This window comes from Prevotella vespertina, assembly GCF_009728485.1.
Taxonomy (GTDB): Bacteria; Bacteroidota; Bacteroidia; order Bacteroidales; family Bacteroidaceae; genus Prevotella; species Prevotella vespertina.
On the sequence record NZ_VVIQ01000004.1, the window covers coordinates 86571 to 112383 of the forward strand.

The following is a 25813-nucleotide window of genomic DNA, read 5'->3' on the forward strand; positions in this document are numbered from 1 at the left end:
TCTTAATCTACCATCAGTTTATATTCAATTTCCCACTTTCTTTCAGGCGTCTCCACTATCTCTATCTGCAGAAGATGCTGCCCTTTTGAGGGGAAAACAATCTTTCCTTCGACTGGTGTAACCGGTGTGCCGTCCACTTGATAAGTGATAGCTGCATTCGGATTAGCCAAGTCGTGATAATAAAGCGGTAGACTTCGAGGACAGGTTCCTGCCTCACTCACCTTATATAAATAAGGTATGCGTCCTTCCTCTTCAACGCCCATGTTCATGCGTTGCGTTTGTTCGGTGATAGGGTCTGTGGGCTTCGATTGCTCCGAACCTTTGACAGTCTTCACGCTAAACTGATAAGAGCTGCCCGGCTCGAGAGCCTCAACAACAAAAGAGGTAGACGCTGTCGTGGCAATTACCTGTCCATTCTTCAACACCTGATAACGCACATCAGCATCAGCAACAGGCTTCCATGAAAGTTCAACCTCACGTTGTTGCGGACGGACAACGAGGTTAGAAGGAGCCTCCAAGGTAGGTGTCACCGTTCCTTTCTTCGTCATTTTAAAAGAGATATCATCGATGAGAACGAATCCACCAGACTCTGCCGACTCATAGTCATTCTCGATATACAAGCCCACACCAGCACGATTTACACCTGCCGGCGCTTTGACAGTTATGGTCATCATCTGCCATTGATTCGTAAACTTCCGAACCTTTTCTTTCTCGCGCGTATCCTTTTTTATGGATGTTAAGTCACGATACCAGTCCACCGTAACGGTAATGTTTGGACGTTTCAAAGAGCCTTTGTACCAATAAGTAAGTTGATATTCAGCACCCGGTTCTACCACGATGTGATAAGGATTAAACTCTTTGTCGCGTGAGAAAAAAGAGCCTCCATTGGGATAGAGTTTTATAGCATAGGTGCCGTTATGGGCATCTTTTGTCCTTGAGTAAGCCAATGAGGAATTGAAGTACCAATAGCGTGGTTTGAGGTAAGGATCATAATAGTTAGGGTCCTGTTCCTCGCCTTCTTCCTCATCATCACTTGGTTGCATCGTTTCTGGAGGATAGTCTTCAAATCCTCCATTGAGTATCAGTTCTTGTCCCACTTGTCCCTTTGCTGTATAAGAGAAGGACAATAGGCAGAACAGAAAGAGATAGATTTTATTTGTCATAGAATGCGTATTTATTGATTAAATTGATTGATGTCTGCCAGCGTCAAGCCATAGTGTTTGCCTATTGCCGAAGCTATATTGCGCAGCGAACCCTCGGTGCTTTCCGGTGCTAAGAGGCGTTGCTTGTCCCATAGTCCGCCATCGGCTGTGAGCTGATTGATATATTGTTTCACCTCGTCATAACTAAGGTGGGGCTTGCCAGAAGACTGCACCGTGAACTGCAAACCATATATAGCTCCACAGCCACGAGACAAGAAAACGAGGGCATTCTGGGCTTCTTCATCAAGATTGACACGTGTTATCTCGCCCACAAGGAAGGTCATGGCTTGTACGGCGGCGACCTTTGATAACTCACTCCTAATCAGTTGTAACTGTTCGTGTACATCGTCATAACGATATTCCGTGAGTGCTTGTCGACCTCGTGCAAAGGCGTTGTAAATCTTAATGCGACTCTCCCGTAGCACGGGCAAACTGCTTGTTTGGATCACAGGTAACCAATATTGATAATAGCCATAAGCCAAGTCCCAATGGTGTTCAAGCTCTGTGTAATTACGACCGGGCAGTAGTTTTGTTAGCTCATGGTCGTGTCGTAGACGGCTATCTGTATATAAACTGTCATTGAGGTGTACGTTCAGTACCTTGTCAAGATACACTCCTCCCCATACGATACCATTAAACATCTCTGCCACAACAAGCCCTTTCTCATTGACAAAAGCAATGTTGACATCACCGATATTCGTACCCACATAGCCTGCTTCCCCTCGTGCTGCACGATGATTACGAGCCGTTCCCGGACTCGGTTGTGATAGTCCGCTTAACTTGCCCGTAGTGGTGAAGATGTCGTTAATATCAGCCAGTATGCGGTTGCGGTCAGCCTTGTGTAAGGACGAAGCAGCCACTTCCTCCATTGGTTTTAAGCCAAATTCGCCATTCTGAAAATAGTCTTGTACCTTCGTCATGTTGGCTGGATACATGATAGCCGCTATCTTTAAATAGCTGTTATAGATATAGTCCATGGGGTCACGCAACAAACTACACTCCAAGTAATCAACGCTACTTGCACCATTGCGTTTAAACTGATAGACAGGGTCGGGGATAGTTGGTTCACGATAAGCCGACTCTACCGTCTCTCCTTCCCATTGGTTACAAGCGAGGCAGCAGAGCGGTAATAAGAATAGTAAGATATAATTGATTGGATTCTTCTTCATCATTTTCTCTATTATGGAAGGATAATATAACCACAGAAAGGAGACTTTATCTTGTCGATTCCCTCTTCGTTTTGATGCTGGTTGACAGTGAGTGGCTTCACGATAGTAAGTCCATCTTCTGATACTGCAGAGATGGTTGCCTTAATGGAAGAACCACGTGGACCGACACCATTCACACAGATATACATAGGATAACCAGAGTGTGCAGTGAAGGTGATCTTATACTCCATTCCATTGGTCAGGAAGGTTGTTGCAGTTTCATCTCGGCGATTGCTTGCTATGACATGCAGCTGTTTATCGGGCGAAATGTACCTTATGGTGTATCGAGAAGAGATGTCACTATCTTCCACGAGTTGTCCCAAAAGGTTCACCTCAGTATAGGAACACGTGAGCGTAACAGTGTAGTCTCTTACGTTATCGGTAATGTCTACACCGGGATACACATAATCAGTAACAGGTGCATCGGGGTTCCCGAGCTGTATAACCTGATCTTCGTAAGAGAGCTTCGGCTTATCTATTCCTTTGAAAGGAAATAGTTTCTCGTAGTCCTCCTCGGCATATTCTTCACTACTTCTTGTGCAACCCGTAGCAAGGAGCAGCACACCTATTAATATATAATAAATCAGTTTTTTCACCATAGTTGATTGTCTTATTGAATGTATTTACCTATCTTCTATTGTCGAATTATTCGGTGGGTGCATCCCAGATTTCGGCTTCCAAGCCTGTAAACTCACCTTCGGGATGAAGGTGCTTACTGACCAGTCGGGTGGTACGCAATAGTGGATCGTACACCGAAACAAGCTCGGCAACAAAGCGATCACCCTGTCGTTGGAAGTCGAAGAACATCGTTTTACTGTCATAACGAAGCCCAGATCGGAAGGTAATACCCTGTTCTGTGCCTGCATAACCAGAGCCTAATCCGGTCATCTCTTTGGCTGGATAACCCGGAATAGGGTTCTTCTTCTGTGTGAAAAGGAAGAGATAATAGCGCTTCGCAACAATCTCCTTCAATAGAGCTTGATTAGTCTCTACGTTGCGTTTGATGTATATGTCACTTTGAAAGAACGTGCGCCCACCACGATGGATACGCAGTTGTGGGTTCGTCATACGCTCAAAGAACGCCCGATTCTCATACGCTTTTTGCACGAAGGAGGTTATTTCCTCTGGTGCTTTCAACTTCGAAAAGACGATGTACTCACGTGCAGGTTGAAGGTAGGACGCCGTGCGGAAAACTAAATCTCCATCCTCATTTCGTCCCATGAAAAGGAAGTCTGACGACCCTTCAAAGCGGTCGTTCACTAATTGGTGGATATAGTTATAAGTGGAGAAAGTCAGTTGGGTGAAACTATTCCTACCAATAAGATACTCGCTTGTCATTGGTTGTGTAGCAGTCTGCTCGGTGTAGTCAGCACGCATTACAACCGTGTTATCATCCTTAAACTGCATTGTGTAATAGTCGCCTCCATAGCCATATCGCCCCCTGAAAGCCTGTTGTGAAATCAGTTCTGAAGGGTTGGAAAAGAGCAAGGAGTCGGTCTTTGGGAAATAAAGGACACGCCATCCGTAAGGTGCCTCTACGAGTTCTCGTTTCAAGTTAGCAATACTCTCACTATTGCGTTGTGCTGGACTCTTATCGAAAACATCATCATTACTGGTGCAAGCAACCAAGAGGAGCACCATTGCTAATAGATAGTATTTCATCTTATTGTTATTCATCTCTGGTGTTGTTTGATGTAAGCATTGATTCTTCTGATGCTTATTACTTGCATTTGCTTTAGGTTTATATGCCACGACTTGAGTACATACTCATTCACAAACGACTGTTTCTCAGTAAACTCCTTATAGGCTTGCTTCGCCTCTTCTGCATATCGGGCATTTACCTCGGGATCGATGTCTGTGTCGGGAGTTTGGGCTGTGATTGATGCGTCATAAACCTCCTTAGGCGTACTGGTAAGCGTGGCACTGATGATTTCGGCAAAGTCATCTTCAGGAGAGAGGAAGCCTAACATCGTATAAAAACCACGTTTATTGGCATAGGAGTCGAGCCCAAAACGTTCCTTGCCAGTGCGTGCATAGCTTAAAGGAGCAGCCAGAGACTCTGTCGAACCAGTGTATCGTTGTTTACTGATCATCGAGAATTTGTCACGATCATAGGCAATGTGTAGCATTAAGCACTTGGCTAATTGATGGTGAACACTGCGCATAAGGACAAAGACCTTATCCTTATCTGCAGGGTTGAAATCGTCTACATGATAGATACACATCTCTTTCGCAGTGAGTTGCGGATTGTTAAGTCGTTCCACACCATGCGTATCTGGATTCCCTCCTCCATATAGATATAACTTGATAGGGAGCCTCCCGAGCAATAGTTCTTCCCCACCCGTCTCCTTGAGGCGATAGGTCTCTAAGCCCATTACTCGTACTGCTTCAAGTACCTCACGAACGTTCTCCAGCTTTGGAGGATATATGTAAGAGCCGGCTGAACCAGCGTTCTTTTCCCATCGGTAGACCACCTCTATCCCATAAGGGATTGTGATATTCTCAAGGATCCACTTATCCAGTTCGGTGGTTGCTATCTGCTTTCTCCCTTCGTCAATGACGCTTATCTCACTTAGTTTCTCACTACTGCAAGCAGCGAGAATGACGGTTGCGAACAGGAGAAGAATTGCTTTTATCTTTATCATCTTTCTAATCATTTACTTGTTCATCATACTTATCTTGGCAATTGCTGACGCTCACGGGGATTAGGAGTAAGCCCTCGTTGGATAGCTTCTGTTGGTATCTGAAGAACTTTTCGAGGGTCATCTTTCTCCAAGGGGAAGTAATAGGAGCTTTTCGACGAACGCTTTACAGCAATGTGAAAGCGACGGATGTCGAACCAACGTAAGCCCTCTTGGAAGAACTCCTTTTGGCGGAAGTCGAGTATTAGTTGTACCATTGCAAGCTGCTTCAAGGTCATCCCGTAGAAGGGAGAATATAGGTTATATCGATTGCTGTTAGTCGATGTGTACACTGCACGTTCGACGGATGGCATGAAGCCAAACTTGCCTTGCATGTATTGCAGGTAATCATCGATTGCATGGTCATAGTTCCTTAGCATAGCATAAGCCTCCATCCTGTTGAGGAGCACTTCATCGACTGTGAAGAGTGCATTAGTCACATAGATACCACGAGGCTTAGTGCCTGTTTGCTCGGAGTTAGCCAACTCATCAAACTTAGCCATGTATCGTCCTGTGGTCGTAGGAGCTGGTGAGGAAGTGAAGAGATAAGTACCAATGAAATTCATCTTAGCGTAATCTCCGCCTCCTTCTATGCCCCTTTGCGCAAAGATCTTATCAATGGTGTTGAATGTAGAACCATATTTTTCATTCACCACAGAACGTGCCCATCGCGACTCAGTAGTTGTTAGTAAGAGGTTAGCTGGTTCATCCGCAGCCATATACCTATGGTATAAGTTTTGTGGAGAAAACTCCATTTCATCAGCGTAATGACGCCATGATCGAAGCTGACTCTTCGGTTCACTCCCTAAGACATAATCGGCATATTCGATCACAGACTGCCATTCTCCTTTCATGAGATAGAACCGAGTTGCGAAAGCGTAAGCGGCTTTCTTATTGAAATGGAACTTAGGATGTGTATAATAGTTATCCGATACTAAGGATATACCTAAGCGTAAGTCTTTCTCTATCTTATCGTACACCTCATTTACAGTCCCACGTTCGTAATTGACCAAGGCGTGCTTCTCTGGCTTGGTGATATAGGGTATTCCTGGATTATCCGAAGCACCTCCATAAGGCTCCGCCCATATATTCACCAACATAAAATGTAGATAGGCTCTCAACAAGAAAGCCTCTCCGTACAACGCTTTCACACGCTCCGTTTTAGGGTAACGACTTAATAGTTCCAATGCTTTGTTAGCCTGCGCAATACCTTTGTAGCACGCATTCCAATAGTTGAGAGGCGTGTCTAAATCCTCTTGGTCATAGTCTTCCCAGAAGAACATAGCCTCATTCAATCGTGTATGAACCCCATTCGTGCGTTCCTCTACATTATCTGTTCGAGGTTCAAGAAAGGGTATATAGCTTGCTTCCGGATAGGCTCCCGTAAGTAGTTCCGCTACTTTCTTCTCAGAATCAATATTGACATCCAAGTCCGAATCGGGGCTCTTATCGAGGAAGTCGTTACAGCCGACAAGCAGACAGCTAACGGCTAAAAGCAGTAATGATATGTATTTCTTCATCTTCATTCAGTTAGAAACCTATATTCAATGTTAGGGTAAATTGCTTGGGAGTTGGTAGTGACACACCACCCGACTTATAGTACTCTGGATCCTGTCCCTTTAGTTTCTTGTCTGAATAAAGGAGGAAGGGATTGGTCACATTAAGGCGTAGATCCATTGTTTGTAGCCTCATCTTCTTTAGGAAATCATTAGGTACATGATAGGCTAAAGAGATGTTCTTCATGCGTACAAAACTACCATCTGCAATCATCATCTGCGAGTAGTTATAAGTATTATACGCCCTTTCGATGTTCTCCTTACCCACTTTTTCAATCAACTCTTGCGATGGAAGTACCGGAACATCCGTCCTTCTCTCATCTCCGGGATTGAGCCATCGATTGTAGTAAGACTTCGAGAAGACATTTAAATCACCAAACTCGGGGTCGAAAGTGGGGTTCAGCCGAATCTTATTACCAGCTTGCATGGTCAGAAAGAACGATAGTTCCCAGTCTTTATACCTAATAGTATTGGACAAGCCACCTATCACCTGCGGTTCAATAGGTCCATAATATAAGAGGTAAGATTTGGCATATTGCGTATCAAGGAAGTCTGCCCCAGCATTCTTCGCATACTCTCCTTGATTAGAAGGATAAAGCCCGAAGTCGAAAGTTGGTAGTCCGTTCTGATCCAATCCTTGGAAGTTAAAGGCAAAGAGAGAGCCTCTTGGGTAACCAACTATGTTCCCTCTGCCTCGCCCAGCGACCATATCAAAGGCATTAGGAGTATTCAGTAAGCGTGTTATCTTTTGGTTCATAGCACTCAAGGTGAGGCTTGTTGACCATTGAAAGTCCTTACTGATAATGTTCTTTGTATGCACTCCGAGTTCTACACCTTGCGTACGCATATCACCAAAGTTAGCGTACTTGTAATATTCACCTCCTACTCCCGATGTTCGGACGAGATCGATGAGATCGAATGTATTTCGTTGATATACATCCAGTGTTGTACTTATTCGGTTGTTGAATAAACCTAGTTCCATACCAATGTTCAACTCGTACATCTTCTCCCATGTGAGGTCTCTGTTCTCTAAGTGAAAGATGTTTAGTTTGTTCTCTCTATCGCCGAACTGGAATCGATTCACTATCCCACTCCGATAGACAGCATTAGCATTGATGGCCTCTTCATTCATCTTCGCGGTCAAGCCGTAACTAGCTCTTAGAGCCAAACGAGAGATAGTTTGATTGTTTTTCAACCATTCCTCCTGGTCTAAGTTCCACTTTCCTCCAATGTTCCAAGTGGGTAACCACAAGGCACGAGCACCCTTTCCCGATGTGTTCGAACCCTCGGTATTAACCACAACATTGAATATGTACTTGCCAGCATACCCATAAGTACCATTGAAAGAGAAGGTTATTCCGCGGTCATTCCGCTTGTGGTAACTGAAGTAACTACTCCCTTCATCAATGAGTTTATTGAATATCAAGGGGTTAGTATATACCTGATTGCCTCGGTCATATTGGATACCATAACCCTCGAAAGGATTGGTTGTGCGAATAGCCGAACGCAACTCTGTGAAGGCAAAAGCCTTTAGGTCATGTTGTCCCAACCGCTTATCAAAGTCGATGGCTATGCGTCCCAAGAAACTCTTTAAGGATGCTTCTGTCTTGTTGAGAATGCCTCCGTGAGTCAGACCTACCCTCGGTTGCAACTGCGGATTGTCCTTATCATGCACCAAATAAATATTCTCCTTGGCAACAAAAGGATTCTCGTTCGCACGAAAGGCCTGTATGATATTCGATCCTTCAAGCACCTCATGCGTCGTATTGGTATAGGCATGTCTGAGTGCAACTAAGCCTTTCAAAGCCAGCTCAGGGTTGATTCGGTAGGTTGCTTCGGATTGTATCTTGAAGTCCAAGACATCGATATCCATCTTGTTATTAGCATACTCATTCAAGATATTGAAAGGTGCCCAGTTGTTGCGATAATATGCCAGATTGCCCTCGTCATCATAAGGACTTAAAGTCCTACTCGTACCTAAAGCGTAAGAAAAAGGATTGATATCGAAGTCGCGTTCGAACACTCCTAAGGCGTTATTCTTGCGTTGCGGCATCGTTCCCGGTGCTTTCTGCGAACGGATATTGCCCTGTGCTGTGAGCGTGGCAGTCAGTTTGTCGTTAATGTAAAAGGTGTTTTTTACATTTGCCGTAAAGCGACTTACCTTATCAGCTATCGTCCATCCAGCATCATGATAGAAACCTAATGAAGCGTAAGTAGCTGTGTTCTTACCACCACCCGACAGTGTTATCATGTGGTTAGTGGTAGGATTCATCGTGAAAAGGAGCTTAAACCAGTCTGTATTGGCATACTCCCTCTTGCGCAGGAAGTCCATCTTTGCATTAGGCGTATTGGGCAGATAGTAAGTACCCGTTGCTGGATTGACGGTGCTAACAGCCTTATATAGCTGGTAATAAATGCCACTTCGCCGTCCATATAACGATTTGGTCACACCGAAATAGCCCTTATCATTCATCTCCTGATAGAGTGACATGGTCTCTTGTGAGTTCAGTAAGTCGAAGTCGGAGTACCTCGGTCTGAGGCGAATGGAGTTCTCTGTGGAATAAGTTACACGTAGGGGAGACTCTCTTCTACCCGCTTTTGTGGTGATGACGATTACTCCATTCAAGGCACGAGCACCATAGACTGAAGTAGCAGAAGCATCTTTCAACACTTGAATATCTTGTATGTCGGCAGGATTCAAACCTGATATTGCTGAGGAGATGAGCGTCACAGCATCACCAGATGCGAGTTGGTCGAGGCTGAGATGCACCAAGTCTTCATACACCGCACCGTCTATGACATACAGAGGTTGCACGTTTCCGATGATCGAAGCACCCCCACGAATATTAATACGAGGGGCTGATCCGAAGGTTCCCGATATGCTCTGAATAGACAAACCAGGCACTCGACCTTCCAACATACGCGATACGTCGGCAACACCTTCCAGCTTAATATCATCCATCTTAACCGATGTTGCCGCTCCTGTATATACTCTATTACGGATGTTCTGATAGCCTGTAACAACGACTTCATCAATCTGTCGCGCATCAGCCTTTAGTGTGATGGTAAGGTTCTGACCGTTCACTTTTACCTTCCGAGGTGTCATTCCGATGTAACTCACCTGTAAGGTCTGCCCTTGAGAAGCCTTGATAGTGAAGTGACCATCCATGTCGCTCACTGCTTTCTGCTTAGTTTCTACAACCTGCACAAAGGCTCCGATGAGTGTTTCGCCCTGTTCGTTCTTGACCGTTCCACTGATGGTTCCTGTTGTCTGTGCCGTCAGTGTGAGCGTCATAAACAGCAGGATGAGGGTCAGCAGAGCTTTTCGTTTGTTGATAAATCTATTTATCTCTTTTATCATGATTGTTCTTTTTGCTTGTAACTATTGATGGTTTATACACTATCAGAGCTTAAATTGCAATCCTCCATACACTCCCAAAGGGTGACCGGCACGCAATCCTGAAGGATGACGGGACACGAGGTAGCGTTTATTCGTTAGGTTGATAGCATTCAGAGTGAGGGTGAGTCGCTTATTGATACGCCCTTTCAATGAGGCATCTAATATAAGGTGATGTGGAATCTTTTCCCTTTCTGCAATGCGACCTTGCCCTGCCGTTGTGCGCATGTCACCATTGTATCGTGCTCCAAAGTTGGCTTCCAACCATTTATACTCAAGTCCGATCTGTAGGTTCAAAGCGTGCTTATATATATAAGGTATCTCATCTCCATAGACAACATGCCCCCATGCCGAACTGACGAAATCGTTTTTCATCTTCGTATTGGTATAAGTGTAAGATAGTTGTAAGGGCAGACGGAGAGCGAGATGTTGTGGGATGGGCTGATACTGAAACATGAACTCTAATCCATTGACCAGTGCCTTACCCACATTGAATTGCTCCAGTGTTCCTTGCCCACCCTGTGCTGCGAGGTCACTCCCAAGCATATTGGAGTAGTTGTTATTGAATACAATAGCCTCAACTTTCATCTTTGTGGTAGTGTATCGCAAGCCAGCTTCAACGTTAACACTGCTTTCTGCCTTCTGATCTAAGGTAGCACTAGGAGGGGCGAAACCCTTATGAAGACCGCCGAAAGCCGATAGTGTAGGTAGGAGTTTGACGTTTACTCCAATACCAGGCAATAGTGCTCTTGCATGGTTAGAAGTCTCTATGCGCACCATTCCTGTTCGACGAGGATCGGCCTTAGTGTAGTCTCTCTTCAACAGATCAACGTCTTCGTAACGCATACCGGCAGTAAGGGTGACGATTCCTTTCGACCATTTCGCCAACCAGTAACCAGCCCAAGCATGTGCCGTAGTAATGCGGTTGGCGTTGCTTCCGGGGAGCCCCTTCAAGAAGAGCTGCATGCGTCCTCCTTGCATGGAATAGCCGTCGTCTTGCTGAAAACGGTCTTCACTGTCAGCATGATAACGCAATCCAAGCTCGGCAGTGAGGTATCCGTCCCATAGCATTGTGCGGTATTCTCCCTTCGACTGAATGCCTCGTGAGTGATAAACACGATGGTTGGCACGCAGCATTAAAGCCTCCCCTACGTAATCGGTCTGCCCTGTCACAATATCAAAGTAGGCTTTATTTGTCTCGGGGTCAGCCAATACTGCATCTATCGAACGGCGTTCATCTTTGGTATTCCCCACCCTTACTTCGTTGAGTTTATACCAGTTACGAAAGAAGTAATTATAGTATAGATTGGTGGTTATTTTGAGTTTCCTTGGCGACTCGATGACGTAAGTTGCCACCCATTGGGTATGTCTCGTCTTGAGGTTATCCTTCTGTGCTCCTGCATAGCGATAGTACGGGCGGAGGGCAAAATCCTGTTCGGACAATCCAAGATAGGTCTCATCAGAGGTCTCATTGGCAAACCCGAACTTCAGTTCAAACAGATGATTGAGCCCTTCCTCATTATTGGTCTGGGCGGCAAACTTGGCTATGATGTCATTGCGTTTGAATCCTGTTCGCTCGTTCGGGACGTCCTTTCTGAATCCATCCGATTGGTAACGTAGATACTCAATGATGAATCCAGTGTACTTGAAGCGATTACCTACACTGAAGTAAGACTTCAATGTGTTATAGCTACCATAGGATGCGTTCGCTTTCAAACTGAACTTGGAAGGGATGGGGGTAGACACCATATTAATAGCACCACCCGTCGTGAAAGGACCGTACTGCACCTGACTACTACCCTTCAACACCTCTATGGCGTACATACGACCCGCATTCGGAAAGTAATAAGCGGCTGGAGCTGCATAGGGAGCAGGGGCTGCTAGCACACCATCCTCCATCAAGGTGATGCGCTCACTGCGCTCGGCTTTGGTGCCTCGAAGACTGATGTTCGGTCGAAGACCATATCCATCTTCCTCGTAAACATTCACTCCCGGCACACTCTTAAGCATACGATTAATATCGGTGTAACCGAACTTCACAATCTCAGTGGGAGATATATAATAAGCCGAACCTGTGCGGTTACGAGCTTCAAACTTGCTCCCCAGCATTTGATTGGAGCGTACAATCACTTCGGTCATACGATGAACCGAGTCGGTTAAAGCACTCTTTTGCTCTGTTTGTAGACTGTCTTGTGTCTGGGCACACATGCTCAGTGGAGTCAGAACTAACAGCAGAGACAACATGTATTTTGTATTATAAAGCATAATTTAGATAATCAAACTTATAGCAACCTTGCATTGGGTTGAGAATCCGAAGATTCTTCTTTTATAGCAGCTAATCGTTTAGCATGCCACTGCATGTAGACAAGTTGTTTACTAATTGTTTGTAAATTTTGTGCAAAGGTAGCATGTTGACACGCTTACCACAATACCTATTTATAAGTATTTTAGATGTTTTTCAAGTTGAATAGATTACTAATTAATAAGTAAACGAGTGTTTATTTCAGGTTGATAAGTAAACGAGTCCACTTGTTAACTCGTTTACTTAATAAATAATTTGCCTACTCTTCAATTCAACCTAACCATAAGTTTGATTTGTAAATTATGATTTTTGAATGTCAACGAGCCCTTTCCTTCCTCAATATCGTCTGCATTTTAAACACTTCTTCGGGCTGTTCGGCAGCGCAGTTATGCGTTTCGTATTTCTCTGCCTGCATATCATAAAGCTGGGGAACAGGTGCATTGCCTGTTTCAATCTTTGGCCCCCATTGGATCATCGGAGCACCATCATTCGGTTCGATATACCTCCATCTGTGAGTGAGAACAGACAGAACATGATTACTGGAAAGCCCAATGACATAATCGCGCCCCTGCTTATTGCGACCGAGCAAGGTTGAGAGATAATCCTTACTATCCGGTGCACTCCCCTTTGGAAGGGTGGCATGAATGAGCGAACCAAGCGATGAAAGGAAATCAATCTGACTCACCAAGGCATCCGAAACCTCACCTCCTTTCACCTGTTTAGCCCATGACACAATCAGAGGAATAGCCGTTCCTCCCTCGAAAGCACTGTATTTATTCCCACGGAAAGGACCTGCTGGGCTATGACCATGCAGCAGTTCCTCAGCTCCATCAGCATATCCATCATCCACAACGGGTCCATTGTCACTCGTAAGAATCACCAAGGTATTCTCGTCAAGGTGCAGTTCTTTGAGCTTGCGAAGCAACTCTCCGACCGTCCAATCAAACTGTTCGATGGCATCGCCACGCACTCCCATGATGTTATGACCCCTGAATCGGGGATGAGGAAAGCGTGGGACGTGTACGTCGTTGGTAGCGAAATACATAAAGAACGGCTCTTTCTGATGTTGTTCTATGAATCGAGTGGCATGCACAAGGATAGAGTCTGCAATGTTCTCATCCTTCCATAACGCCTTACCCCCGCCTTTCATGTAACCGATTCGACCAATTCCATTGACAATAGACATATCATGTCCATGGCTAGCACGCTGATTGTACAATAGTTCGGGATTGTCTCGTCCAGTTGGTTCTCCGTCGAAGTTCTTTCGATAAGATACCTCTATCGGATGCTCGGGGTCATAGTTTGCCACCTTCCCATTTTCTATGAACACACAAGGAACACGATCCGCAGTGGCTGCCATGATGTAGTGATAATCGAAACCAATGTCGCCTAACGCCTGTGGTAAGGGTGCATTCCAATCCTGCTCACCCGTTTTATCACCCAATCCTAAGTGCCATTTACCAATAGCGCAGGTAGCATATCCCTGACTCTTAAACATATCTGCCATTGTAAACTGGCTCGGTTTGATAATCATCCCAGCATTACCAGGAGCCACATCCGTACCCTCTCGTCGCCAAGCATACTCCCCCGTAAGGAGCGAGTAACGTGAGGGAGTGCTCGTGGCAGCCACTGCATGACCATTAGTAAAGCGTATGCCCGACTGTGCCAAACGGTTGATATTCGGCGTGTGAACGTTCTTTGCCCCATAACACTCTAGGTCTCCATAGCCTAAGTCATCGGCTAAGATGATGATAACATTGGGGTTCCCCGCCTGTTTCCCAGTCTTTTGTGCCATCGCAGAAGTGCTTGCCCCTACAGCAGAAGAGAGCAACACCAATGTAAGAAGTTTCTTTTCTATTTGGTTTTTAATTATCTTCTATATGTCATCATGAAGTATCGTGCAAGCAAGACAATCCATGTTCTTCGTTGGATAAAGTTGTACAAAGAAAAGGAAAAAAGTTGAGTTATTCAAATAAAAAGGTGCTTTTTTCCATAATAAAAATAATCTTTTCGAGAGGAGCTGATTATATAAAAAATGTGAAATAACGGCACTTTGTTGGAAAAATACGTGCTTTTATACTTGAATATAGCGATAACCTTGTATCTTTGTATCGAAAGATTGAATAAGAGAGGAGGCTTCTATGAAGGAAAAAAGACAATCAGTCTGAATTCAAACCTTTTATCCATTGTCTCATAGGAAAGTATTTCCTAAATAAGAGACTATTCATGATATACAATTATCAAATTAGTTGGTTTGAGTTTATGAGACAGATTACACTTCTAGCATTCGACGCTGATGACACCTTATGGGGGAGTCAGACGTACTTCGATTCAGTAGAGCAAGTGTACTGTGAGATCCTTGCTTCGTATGCAGAAGCAGATGAGATATCAAGGTCTCTTCGGTCTACTGAGAGAGAGAATAATGTTCTTTATGGTTGTGGAAGTAAGTCTTTCATACTTTCACTAGTAGAGAATGCAGTTTATATAAGCCAAGGAAAGGTTACAGGAGAGGAGATAGAACAGATAATTGGGATAGGGAAAGAGCTGTTGCGATTGCCTGGTAAGCCCTTTGATAGAGTGCGATCGAGCCTAGAACAGCTACGTTCAACGGGTTTATATCGCATGGTTGTGTTCACACGAGGCGAACTTCTCGATCAAGAGAAGAAGATGGAACGATCTGGATTAAGGTCTTTCTTCGATGATGTCATCGTTGTTTCGGACAAGACAGAGGACGCTTATCGCAGGTTATGCAAGCGTTTCAACGTCAGAACAGAGCAATTATTGATGGTGGGCAATTCGTTTTCTTCGGATATCGAACCCGTTTTAGACGTTGGAGGATGGGCTGCCTACATCTCTAATTATAGCTCTTGGAAGGACGAGGCGATGGTTGATAATATTCATCCTAGGCTCATCCGATTGTCAAGGATTACTGATCTTGGACCGTGGCTAAGCTCTCCCTCGATGTTTATAGATAAATCGAGACTCTCGTGAATTAGATAATGTATATAATGAGGAAAGGCTCATAAGTTGGATGAATAGTCCTTCTTATGGGCCTTTCTAATTGTGGGAGAGAAAGCCTCCCCAAGCCCCTCCGAAAGGAGGGGATGTGCCAAAGAGACTATAGATGAGAATTGCAAGGATTGAAGCAGACGCCTACGTTAATAGGAAGAGAAGCCTCACCCCCGTCCCCTCTCCGAATGGAGAGGGGCGTGAATACTATTGTTTGCAAATGAATAGGGCGTTTCTTTGATGCAAGGAGAGGCTCTTCTCGACATAAGGAAACGCCCTTCTCCAATCGAGAAGGGCGTTTCTTCAATTCTAGAATATTATCTCCTCTATTCCTGTTTAGCATTACTTTGCAAGCAAATAGCAGTCATCACTCCCCTCTCCATTCGGAGAGGGGTTGGGGGTGAGGCTGTAGATGGTTAGGAGTTAGGCTGGTTGTGTACGGGGGTGAGGCTTCTTCTTTCCCTACGAATAGGGTTGGGGGAGGCTTTTCTGGGTGTAAGAATAGGGTTTAAAGAAGGCTATCCTTGATGGATAGAACCTCCCTCCTGCACCCTTACTTCTTGATATTTGCTTCCTGAAGACCGTACTTCTTCTTCTTATCAATGACGATAAGTACAAGCGAAACAATGATTGCTGCAACGCCACAACCAGTGAAGAACGCTTCCATAGAGAAGTAGCTTGGGTCGTTCTTATTGAATGATCCTACTGCCATTGGCACTAGACTCAAACCGATATTCTGTATGTAGAAGATGATTGCATACGCCGAACCGAGGAGCTTCATAGGGATAATCTTTGGTACACTTGGCCACATGGCAGATGGTACCAAAGAGAAGGCTACACCTAAGACAAGCATGATTACGACTGCAAACCAGCCCACTGGGAGGATGTGAATCATAAAGATGAAGTGCACACAAGTGAGCATTGTACTACCAATGAGCATTAAGGTTGCACCCTTACCAATGCGGTCGTAAAGCGTTCCGAACAACGGGGTGAGAAGGATGGTACCGAATGGTATCAATCCTGGAAGTACTCCTGCAAAGGTGTCGGATACGTTATAATTGGCAATCATCAGCTTCGTTGCGAACTTAAGGAATGGGAATACTCCACTATAGAAGAGCAGACATAGAGCTGTAATACACCAGAAACCTGGGTTGGAGAAGATAAACTTCAAGTCGGAGAAGTGGAATCCTTCATCTTCGCTATCTGCCGTATTCTGTCCCTCAACTGCCTCTGTTGACGCATCGAGCTTCTTATCCATTACGGTGTAAACAATGAATGCAAGCAAACCAATAACGAGTAGAACGAGACCAAGAAGGACAGGTGCACTAACGTGACCACCCATCGCCTTGGCAAAAGGTAACGAACCCATCATGGCACCAGCAGTACCGAGACGAGCCAAAGCTACCTGTATTCCCATCGCAAGAGCAAGCTCGTGACCAGTGAACCACTTAGTGATTACCTTTGAAACTGTGATTCCGCAGATCTCACAACCTACACCGAATATAGCGTAACCAAGCGATGCTACGGCAGCAGACATTGGTAAACTGAAGTCGAAAGCACTGATAGAGAAGACGCTATCACCAAAGTCGGTACTAACGCCGAAGTACTTAATTGCAACACCAATCACCATCAAGGAGCATGCCATCAAACCTGTGAATCGTATGCCCATCTTGTCTAGTATGATGCCACCGAAGAACAACATGAGTAGGAAGACATTGATGAGTCCATAACTACCAGCGAAGAATCCGTAGTTACTTGACGTCCATCCGAGTCCGCCCTGAGCCTTTGGAGTCTCTAAGAGTGCCTCCAATGGCGACATTACATCAGTGAGGAAGTACCCCATCATCATAGTAAATGCAACTATAATCAGGGCTGTCCAACGTGCTTTAGGACTGTCACTGAGCTTTCTTTGAATTGTTTCTACCATTATAATTGATTGTTTTGTTTTTTCTTGATTATTGTCTTTTGTTTTTCTAATGAGTGCTGGTTTTCTAGAAGTTCTAGGTATCTTACAAACAATTAGGATACCTAGAACCAGTCCTCCTCGTGCTTACTTGTTCTTCAACCAGCGGTCGAGCCAATTAAAGAAGGTGCGTTGCCAGAGGATACCATTTTGTGGTTTCAACACCCAGTGATTCTCATCTGGGAAGAGCAAGAGCTCTGCTGGGATACCACGTAATCGAGCGGCATTGAATGCGCCCATGCCTTGGTTGGCATTAATACGATAGTCTTTTTCACCATGGATACATAGTATCGGGGTGTCCCATTTATCAACGTTTAGATGTGGAGAGTTGGCATATGTGCGTTGAGCAGACGCACTCTTGTCCTTGTTCCAATACGCATCATCATACTCCCAGTTGCTGAACCAAGCCTCTTCAGTGTCCGTGTACATACTCTCGAGATTGAATGCTCCATCGTGAGCAATCAAACACTTGAATCGCTTATTGTGTATTCCTGCAAGGTAGTAAACCGAGAATCCACCGAAAGAAGCACCCACTGCAGCCAAGTTATCCTTGTCAACAAAGGGCAAATTCTGCGCTGCGTCGTCAATAGACGATAGATAATCACGCATACACTGACCCGTCCAATCGGTACTTACTTGTTCGTTCCATTCACTGCCATAACCCGGTAGTCCGCGTCGGTTCGGGGCTATTACTACATAGCCATTAGCCGCCATGATCTGTAGATTCCAGCGGTAACTCCAGAACTGAGAGACGGGACTTTGAGGTCCACCCTCGCAGAACAAGAGAGTTGGATAACGCTTGTTAGGATCGAAGTGAGGCGGTGTGATCACCCATTCCTGTAACTTCTTTCCGTCTGAAGTAGCGACCCAGCGATCTTTAACCTCACCTAAAGCGAGTTGGTCGAAGATGTGTTTATTCTCGAAAGTAAGCTGTGTCTGTTGGCTATCCGCATTGCCTTTTGAGGGCGTGATAGCGTAGATTTCATTCGGTTGAGATATGCTCTGACGGATACCTAATAGCTGTTTATTACCTAACAGAGCGATACTTACATAGTTATGGTCGCCCTTTGTAAGTTGACGAACAGCCCCCTTGAGGTTGGTCTGATAGACATTAACGGTTGCATGCCATACTCCGATGAAGTATAAAGACTTAGAGTCAGCACTCCAAGTATAGTCATCTACATTCGAGTCGAAGCTCTCTGTGACATAAGTCTTGCGTCCTGTTGCTAGTTCGTAGACGCAGAGTCGATTGCGATCACTCTCATATCCATTGCGTTTCATGCTCTGCCAAGCAATGTATTTGCCGTCAGGTGAGAACTTAGGGTTGACATCATAGCCTACATTAAAGTCTCCTGACTGATGGTTGACAGCCTGATCTCGCATGCTCTTTGTCGCATCGATCTTTGGCTCAACATAGTCGGCTGGCTTGCAGAGGTTGGTTGTCTTACCCGTTTCCACATTATATATATATATGTCGGCATCGGTAGAAATGGCATATTGAGTGCCCTCCTTCTTACGACAAGTATAGGCAACTGACTTTGAATCAGTGCTCCAGTCAATCTGTTCTATCCCTCCGAAAGGCGCCATTGGACTCTCATACGGCTCGCCCTCAAGTATGTCCTTGCCTGCATCCACGCCATTAGCTGTGACGTTGGCAACGAATGGGTGCGCATTAGAAGTTACGTAATGATCCCAGTGGCGATAGTTCATATCGGTGATTAACATACCTGTTGCCTTTGGAAGATCATCTGGATTTTCCTTGATAGTACCATGATAAGGAATGCTCTTGACCAATACCACGCGCTTCTTGTCAGGTGAGAATCGGAAGCCTTCGATGGCTATGTCAGAGTGAGTCAGTTGATGTCTATTACTGCCATCAGTCGACATTGTCCATAGCTGACCATCGGTTAGGAAAGCTAGAGTCTGGTTGTCCAACCATGCTACATCACTCTCACTTTTAGCAGAGGTAGTCAGTAGTTTGTCATTCTTACCATCGGCATCCATAATGCGAAGCACTTGATGTCCTCGATTCTCTTTAACGCTGTAGTAGCCTACTTGATAGACGATTTTCTTACCATCAGGAGAGGCTTGTGCCGACCCGATTCTACCCATAGCCCAAAGAGCTTCAGGCGTCATCAGGTCGCTTTTTAGCGTGATGTTGCTACGCCCGATATTGACTTCCTGTGCCTGAGACACAGTCCCCGTCATCATCAAAGCAGCTGTCATTGCGACCGTTAAGTTCCTGTTCATAGTTATAGACCTTTCTTTCTTTTATTTAATTCGTCCTGTTTCTTACGCATTTCCTCTTGCTGTTTTTGCTGCATCTCTTGCAATGCCTGCATACGAGCAAAGAGTCCGCTCGCCTTCTTCGGATCGTTCTTCTTTTCCTTTCGGTGCGCTTCGAGGATTGCTAAAAGCTTCTCGTCATTGGTCGTTCTACGCAATGTCCACATGATAGCAGCCGAGAAGAAGAGGGACACAAAGTAGTAGAAGTTGAGTCCAGAAGAGTAGTTATTGAACATAAAGAAGAAGAAGAGTGGCATCGCAAACATCATGTATTGCATCATTTTCATTTGGTCTGCTTGCTGTCCAACCATCTGATCTTTCTGTTGTTGCATTGTGAACCAAGAGTAGAGAAGATTGGCTCCACAGAATAGAATACACGTCAGTGAGAGGTGGTCACCGATAAGCCATAAGTCGCTATTCCACGACCAGATCGGGTCGTAAGTACTGAGATCCTTCATCCAAAGGAAGCTCTCTCCACGCAACTGGATGGCGTTTGGAACAAAGTTGAACATCGCAATCCAAATAGGCATTTGGATAAGCATTGGCAAGCAACCAGATAATGGACTCACACCATACTCGGCGTATTTTTGCATCATAGCTTGCTGCTTCTGCATTTGATCTTCAGGCTTGTTAAACTGCTTAGTAGCCTCATCAAGCTTTGGTTTCAGCACCCTCATCTTAGCCGAACTCATATAACTCTTCTTCACCATTGGGAATGTTATGAGCTTTAATAATAAGGTGATAAGGATGAGAACAACGCCCATTGGGAACACTTTACTTAGCCAATCGAAGACGTAAAGAGTGAACCATCGGTTGATAATACGGAACAGTGGCCACCCAAGATAGACGAGTCTCTGCATGTCAAGGTCTTTCCCGAAGCGACTCTCCTTCTCGACAGATTGCAATAGACGAAAGTCGTTCGGACCGAAGTAGAACTCAAACTCTGATGCCTTCTTACCCGTTGGATCGAATCCAGCCTTCATGTTGGCAGCATATTGCTTGAGGTATTTTGTCTCCTTCTCAAGCGGTGTACTCTTGAGCTGTGCACCTGTTGCAAAGTTGTCTTTAGCAATCATCACCGCTGAAAAGAACTGATTCTTAAATGCCACCCAGTCCATTGGCTCCTCTGTAGTCTCCTCTTTCTCAGAGGTTTCACTGAGGTAGTCTGTACTGCCATCGTGCTTCTTGTAAGTCAGAGTAGCATATCTGTTCTCAAACATAAAGCCACGTTCTTGCTGTCTACACCTATCCTCCCAGTTGATATCCATTTGGTTATAATTAGGTGCAAACATACCACTCATGCCCTCAGCCTGCAATGACATGTGAAGGAGATAATCCTTTCCAAGGGTATAGTTCAGCGTCAAGGTCTTACCCTTTCCAGCCTCAGCAGTAAGCGTAACAGTACTATCTGTGACATTAGAAGGCGTGAAGTAAAGGTCCTTTGTTTCGATGTTTGAAGTCTTAGCAGACAGCATGAAGTTAAGGTTCTGATCGTTCCCACTGAATAAAGTAAGGTCTTTCTGATCCTTAGAACCATCCTTTACATCGATGTCATGACCTACATAGTTCTTGATAACTGCCTTACGAACAACACCTCCCTTAGTCGACAAGGTCAACTCCACCTTACCATTCTTTAGAGTGATATCTTGCGCCTTTCCATTCAGTGCCGAATGAAAGAGAGCCGTCGTATCAGTGGCAGCCTGTGCCTTTTGTTGTGCCTGTTTTGCTGCAAGGAGTTTCTGACTTGCATTCTTCTTAGCCGCTGCGATAGAATCGAGTTGAGCCTCTTTTTGTTGTTGTTCAAGCTGCTCTTTAGATGGTTGTTGCCACCATGCAAAGCCAAAAAGTACTAGGGCTATAAGGATGAACCCAGTAATAGTTTTCTTATCCATTTATTGTTTTTTCTGATTGTCTATAGATGCTTTTACGAATGAGAGGAACAATGGGTGTGGGTGAAGAACCGTCGATTGATACTCTGGATGGAACTGAGTTCCGATGTACCAACGTAGTCCCGATACCTCTACAATCTCGACTAACTCACTCTCAGGATTGCGTCCGACGCACTGCATACCATGCTTTTCAAATTCCTTCTCATAGTCGTTATTAAACTCATAACGATGTCTGTGACGCTCCTGAATATGTTCTTGTTTATAAATATCAAATGTCTTTGAGCCTTGACGAAGCACACACTCATAAGCTCCCAAACGCATGGTTCCACCCATGTTGGTTATGTTCTTCTGCTCCTCCATGATATCAATAACGTTGTGCGGAGTCTTTCCGTCAATCTCACGAGAGTTCGCATCCTTATATCCGAGGACGTTACGTGCGAACTCAATAACCATCATTTGCATACCAAGACAGATTCCGAACGTCGGGATGTCATGTGTTCGTGTATAATGCGCTGCCACTATCTTTCCTTCGATACCACGCTGTCCAAAGCCTGGACAAATCACTATTCCGTCCTGTCCCTTTAGCTTTTCTGCAACGTTATCTTCGGTTATCTCTTCTGAAGAAATGAATGTTATAACTGTCTTATGGTCGTTATATACACCTGCTTGAAGCAATCCTTCACGAATACTCTTATATGCATCTTGCAGGTCATACTTGCCCACAAGACCGATATGAACTTCTTTCTTTGCCTTGCGTTGACGGTCGAGGAACTCCTTCCAAGGGCCTAGGCTCGGTGCAGGACCTACCTCTTCGCCACACTTACGCAATATTGCTGCATCCAAACCTTGTGCTTGCATATTGATAGGAACATCATAAATGCTAGGCAAGTCTTCGCTTTGTACAACGCAGTCGAAGTCCACGTTACAGAAAGCAGCCACCTTCTTGCGAATGTCATCATCGAGATGTTTCTCTGTACGAAGCACGAGAATATCAGGCTGAATACCCACACTCTGCAACTCTTTCACACTATGTTGTGTAGGCTTAGTCTTCAACTCGCCCGCTGCTTTAAGGTATGGCACATAGGTCAAATGGAGGTTGATAGCACGCTTTCCGAGTTCCCATTTCATCTGACGAATAGCCTCCAAGAATGGTGCCGACTCAATATCTCCTATCGTACCACCAATCTCTGTAATCACAAAGTCATAATGATACTTCTTGCCAAGGAGCTTGATATTACGCTTAATCTCGTCTGTTATGTGTGGAACAACTTGTATGGTCTTACCGAGATAATCGCCCCGACGCTCCTTATCAATGACACTCTTGTAGATACGACCAGTAGTCATTGAGTTGGCTTTAGTGGTCTGTATGCCAGTAAAACGCTCATAGTGACCGAGGTCAAGGTCGGTTTCCATACCGTCAACAGTTACGTAGCACTCCCCATGCTCGTATGGGTTTAGCGTTCCAGGGTCGATGTTTATGTACGGATCAAACTTCTGAATGGTGATGTTGTAACCCCTTGCTTGCAGGAGCTTACCGATTGACGACGAGATAATACCTTTCCCTAAAGAGGAAACAACGCCGCCCGTTACGAAGATATACTTTGTTTCAGCCACGATTATGAATGTTTAATTGTTGTCTAAACTACCTATGTTTTATAATTACATACTAATGTGCAAAGATACTACTTTTCTATGAAAGTAGACTGCTTATAATAAGGTTTTTTAGGCAAACCGAGTACCTTTTATCATCATATATGCTATTCGCTGGAATTCAAAATGCATAATCAAAGTGCAAACAAACAGCCTCACCCCCAACCCCTCTCCGAATGGAATAACCCCACCCAACCTCCCCCAAGGGGAGGAGTGCCTAACGGGAGCCAGTTAGGGGAGGCTTACTTTAATCCAAAGAGGGCGTTTCTTCGATGTGAGGAGACGCCTTCCTTAATGCAAAGAGACGTCCTTCTCAATTCGAGAAGAGCGTCTCTTCATTTGCTACTTCATGACTCACGCTAACCAGGGACAGCCCCGTTACATTGGACGATATGCTACAGAGTATCTTAGCAGACCTTCATTCCAAACAGAACTAATCATAATTTTGAATTATGAACTTTGAATTTTGAATTAAAGAAGAGCCTTGCCTAATTTTCTATAAAAACTCTCTTAAATAAGTGAAAAGTCCTTTTTTTTGTTTACCTTTGTACATTGATAAGATTGAGAGATATAATATGACAGATAAAACACCAACAGAAGGGACACACAAAAACCCTTTCTTTCTACCATACGATACACCGCATGACACGGTGCCATTCGATCGCATCCGCCTAGAAGACTATGAGGAAGCTATGATGGAGGGCATTCGTCGTGAGGATGAACAAATAGAGAAGATCGTTAATAACCCTGAAGAACCAACCTTCGAGAATACTATCATACCCGAAGATGATGTACAGGGACGAAAGCATTACTACGATTTGTTGAATCGTGTGGAGGCTGTTTTCTTTAATATGCTAAGTGCGGAAACGAATGATGAGATGGATGCTTTAGCACAGAAGATGAGCCCTATTCTCACGAAGCATAGCAATGATGTGAGTCTAAACCCTAAGGTGTTCGAACGAATTAAACGTGTGCATGAACACCATCGGGAGCTTACCCCTGAGGAAGCCAGACTACTGGAGAATAGCTATGACGGCTTTGTTCGTAGTGGTGCGTTGCTCGATGAGGATGGAAAAAACCGCCTCCGCCAGCTCACCGAAGAGGCTTCTATGCTCTCATTGCAGTTCTCTCAGAACCTTCTTAAGGAGAATAAGGCTTACACCTTACATATTATTAACGAACAGCAACTCGATGGCTTACCTGATACGGCACGTGAGACTGCACGCGAATCTGCCAAAGAACGTGAGCTTGAAGGGTGGGTTTTCACGCTCGATGCACCGAGTTATGGACCGTTCATGATGTACAGTACGCAAAGAGACTTGCGTCAGGAATTATTCATGGCACGCAATACTCTGTGCATAAAGGACAATGATACGAATAATCTTGAGGTCTGCAAGCGTCTCGTGAACCTACGCCGTGAGATGGCACAGTTGCTTGGTTACGATACATACGCTGATTATGTCATGAAATATCGCATGGCTTCTTCGGTGGAGAATGTATATAAACTACTGAATGACCTCATAACTGCTTACAAGCCTACTGCACTATCCGAACATGCGGAAGTAGAGGCTTTAGCAAAGGAAATAGAGGGCGATGACTTCAAGATGGAGCCATGGGATACGGCTTATTATACGCATAAGCTGAAGATGAAGAAGTATGATCTCGACCCTGAGATGTTACGCCCTTACTTTGAAGTAAATAATGTCATTAAAGGTGTATTCGGGCTTGCCACTCGCCTTTATGGTATTACCTTCAAGGAGAATAAGGCAATTCCTGTGTATCATCCAGACGTTAAGCCTTATGAAGTCTACGACAAGGACGGCAGCTACTTAGCGGTTCTCTATGTCGATTTCCACCCTCGTAAAGGCAAGAGGGATGGTGCTTGGATGACCGAGTTCCAGGGTCAGTGGATTGATAAAGACGGCAAGAACGTGCGCCCGCATGCGTCTTTAGTGATGAATCTATCTAAGCCAACGGAGGACAAACCAGCGTTACTTCGACTCGGAGAAGTCGAGACTTTCCTGCATGAGTTTGGGCATTCTCTACATGGAATGTTCGCTAACACGCGCTTCGAAAGCATGTCTGGTACCAACGTATGGTGGGACTTTGTGGAGCTACCCTCGCAATTCATGGAGAACTTCGCAGTAGAGAAAGAGTTCCTAAAGACCTTTGCCTTCCATTATCAAACAGGTGAACCGATGCCCGACGAACTGATTGACAAGATTATTGCCAGTCGTAACTTCGGTGCAGCAACAGCCTGTTTAAGACAAGTTGCATTCGGTTTGCTCGATATGGCGTACTACACACAAAAGGATGAGTTTACCGATGATATCATTCCTTTCGAGAAGCAGGCTTGGGCAAAGGCGATTATCGGAGAACAACGCAAAGATACATGTATGACAGTGCAATTCTCGCATATCATGGCAGGAGGATACGCTGCCGGATACTATAGCTACAAGTGGGCTGAGGTACTGGATGCCGATGCTTTCAGTGTGTTCAAACACGAAGGAATCTTCAACCAAAGCACTGCGCAACGTTTTCGCGACAATATCCTCTCTCGCGGAGGGACGGAACATCCAATGGAACTCTATAAGCGTTTCCGTGGTAAGAAACCAACGATACAGGCGTTGATGGAGCGTGATGGAATAAGAACTAACAAAGAGCTTTAAG

General features: G+C 44.9%; 15 protein-coding genes. 2 read left to right on the forward strand and 13 right to left on the reverse strand.

All coding sequences use genetic code 11. The features are described 5' to 3' along the window. Positions 1 to 2 precede the first annotated feature (2 nt). The 9 genes from F0475_RS05125 to F0475_RS05165 all read right to left on the reverse strand — a co-directional run bounded on the left by F0475_RS05125 (position 3) and on the right by F0475_RS05165 (position 14204). Positions 3 to 1163 carry a fibronectin type III domain-containing protein gene (locus F0475_RS05125; protein WP_155715770.1) on the reverse strand — a complete coding sequence of 387 codons (1161 nt, stop codon included), beginning with the start codon at positions 1161 to 1163 and terminating at the stop codon, positions 3 to 5. An 11-nt stretch (positions 1164 to 1174) separates the two neighbouring features. After that, positions 1175 to 2371: a DUF4856 domain-containing protein gene (locus F0475_RS05130; protein ID WP_155715871.1), complete on the reverse strand. Its 1197-nt coding sequence runs from the start codon at positions 2369 to 2371 to the stop codon at positions 1175 to 1177. An 11-nt stretch (positions 2372 to 2382) separates the two neighbouring features. Continuing rightward, a complete protein-coding gene (locus F0475_RS05135) occupies positions 2383 to 3009 on the reverse strand; it encodes a hypothetical protein (RefSeq protein WP_155715771.1) in 627 nt (208 codons plus the stop codon). A gap of 46 nt (positions 3010 to 3055) precedes the next feature. Next, positions 3056 to 4087, reverse strand: coding sequence for a DUF4302 domain-containing protein (locus F0475_RS05140; RefSeq protein ID WP_155715772.1), 1032 nt, complete (start codon positions 4085 to 4087; stop codon positions 3056 to 3058). Next, positions 4084 to 5067 (reverse strand): putative zinc-binding metallopeptidase, encoded by a 984-nt coding sequence (locus F0475_RS05145; protein ID WP_155715773.1) that lies wholly within the window; start codon positions 5065 to 5067, stop codon positions 4084 to 4086. The genes F0475_RS05140 and F0475_RS05145 overlap by 4 nt, the downstream gene beginning before the upstream one ends. A gap of 17 nt (positions 5068 to 5084) precedes the next feature. Further along, on the reverse strand, positions 5085 to 6611 hold the full coding sequence (locus F0475_RS05150; protein ID WP_155715774.1) for a RagB/SusD family nutrient uptake outer membrane protein: 1527 nt from the start codon (positions 6609 to 6611) through the stop codon (positions 5085 to 5087). 10 nt (positions 6612 to 6621) lie between these two features. Then, on the reverse strand, positions 6622 to 10008 hold the full coding sequence (locus tag F0475_RS05155; protein WP_155715775.1) for a SusC/RagA family TonB-linked outer membrane protein: 3387 nt from the start codon (positions 10006 to 10008) through the stop codon (positions 6622 to 6624). 42 nt (positions 10009 to 10050) lie between these two features. Continuing rightward, positions 10051 to 12252, reverse strand: a complete 2202-nt coding sequence (locus F0475_RS05160; protein WP_394349995.1) for a TonB-dependent receptor family protein — start codon at positions 12250 to 12252, stop codon at positions 10051 to 10053. Positions 12253 to 12662: 410 nt separating this feature from the next. Then, positions 12663 to 14204 (reverse strand): sulfatase-like hydrolase/transferase, encoded by a 1542-nt coding sequence (locus F0475_RS05165; protein WP_394349996.1) that lies wholly within the window; start codon positions 14202 to 14204, stop codon positions 12663 to 12665. A 404-nt stretch (positions 14205 to 14608) separates the two neighbouring features. On the opposite strand from F0475_RS05165, the gene F0475_RS05170 reads away from it, so the two are divergent. Continuing rightward, entirely contained in the window at positions 14609 to 15337 is a 729-nt protein-coding gene (locus F0475_RS05170) for an HAD family hydrolase (RefSeq protein ID WP_155715872.1), read from the forward strand. Between the two features lie 571 nt (positions 15338 to 15908). On the opposite strand, the gene F0475_RS05175 is transcribed toward F0475_RS05170, so the two are convergent. The 4 genes from F0475_RS05175 to F0475_RS05190 form a co-directional block, all read right to left on the reverse strand. Then, the gene (locus F0475_RS05175) at positions 15909 to 17333 is read right to left on the reverse strand and encodes an MFS transporter (protein ID WP_394349997.1); all 1425 of its coding nucleotides are present in this window, start codon (positions 17331 to 17333) and stop codon (positions 15909 to 15911) included. A 72-nt stretch (positions 17334 to 17405) separates the two neighbouring features. Beyond that, on the reverse strand, positions 17406 to 19568 hold the full coding sequence (locus F0475_RS05180) for a S9 family peptidase (protein WP_198005090.1): 2163 nt from the start codon (positions 19566 to 19568) through the stop codon (positions 17406 to 17408). Between the two features lie 2 nt (positions 19569 to 19570). Beyond that, positions 19571 to 21496, reverse strand: coding sequence for a membrane protein insertase YidC (gene yidC, locus F0475_RS05185; RefSeq protein ID WP_155715779.1), 1926 nt, complete (start codon positions 21494 to 21496; stop codon positions 19571 to 19573). After that, complete coding sequence (locus F0475_RS05190; protein ID WP_287315154.1) at positions 21497 to 23107, reverse strand: CTP synthase; 1611 nt, start codon at positions 23105 to 23107, stop codon at positions 21497 to 21499. It lies immediately after the preceding gene. Between the two features lie 611 nt (positions 23108 to 23718). Between F0475_RS05190 and F0475_RS05195 the strand changes: the two genes are divergently transcribed. Beyond that, positions 23719 to 25812 carry a M3 family metallopeptidase gene (locus F0475_RS05195; protein ID WP_155715780.1) on the forward strand — a complete coding sequence of 698 codons (2094 nt, stop codon included), beginning with the start codon at positions 23719 to 23721 and terminating at the stop codon, positions 25810 to 25812. The last annotated feature ends 1 nt before the right edge of the window (position 25813 follow it).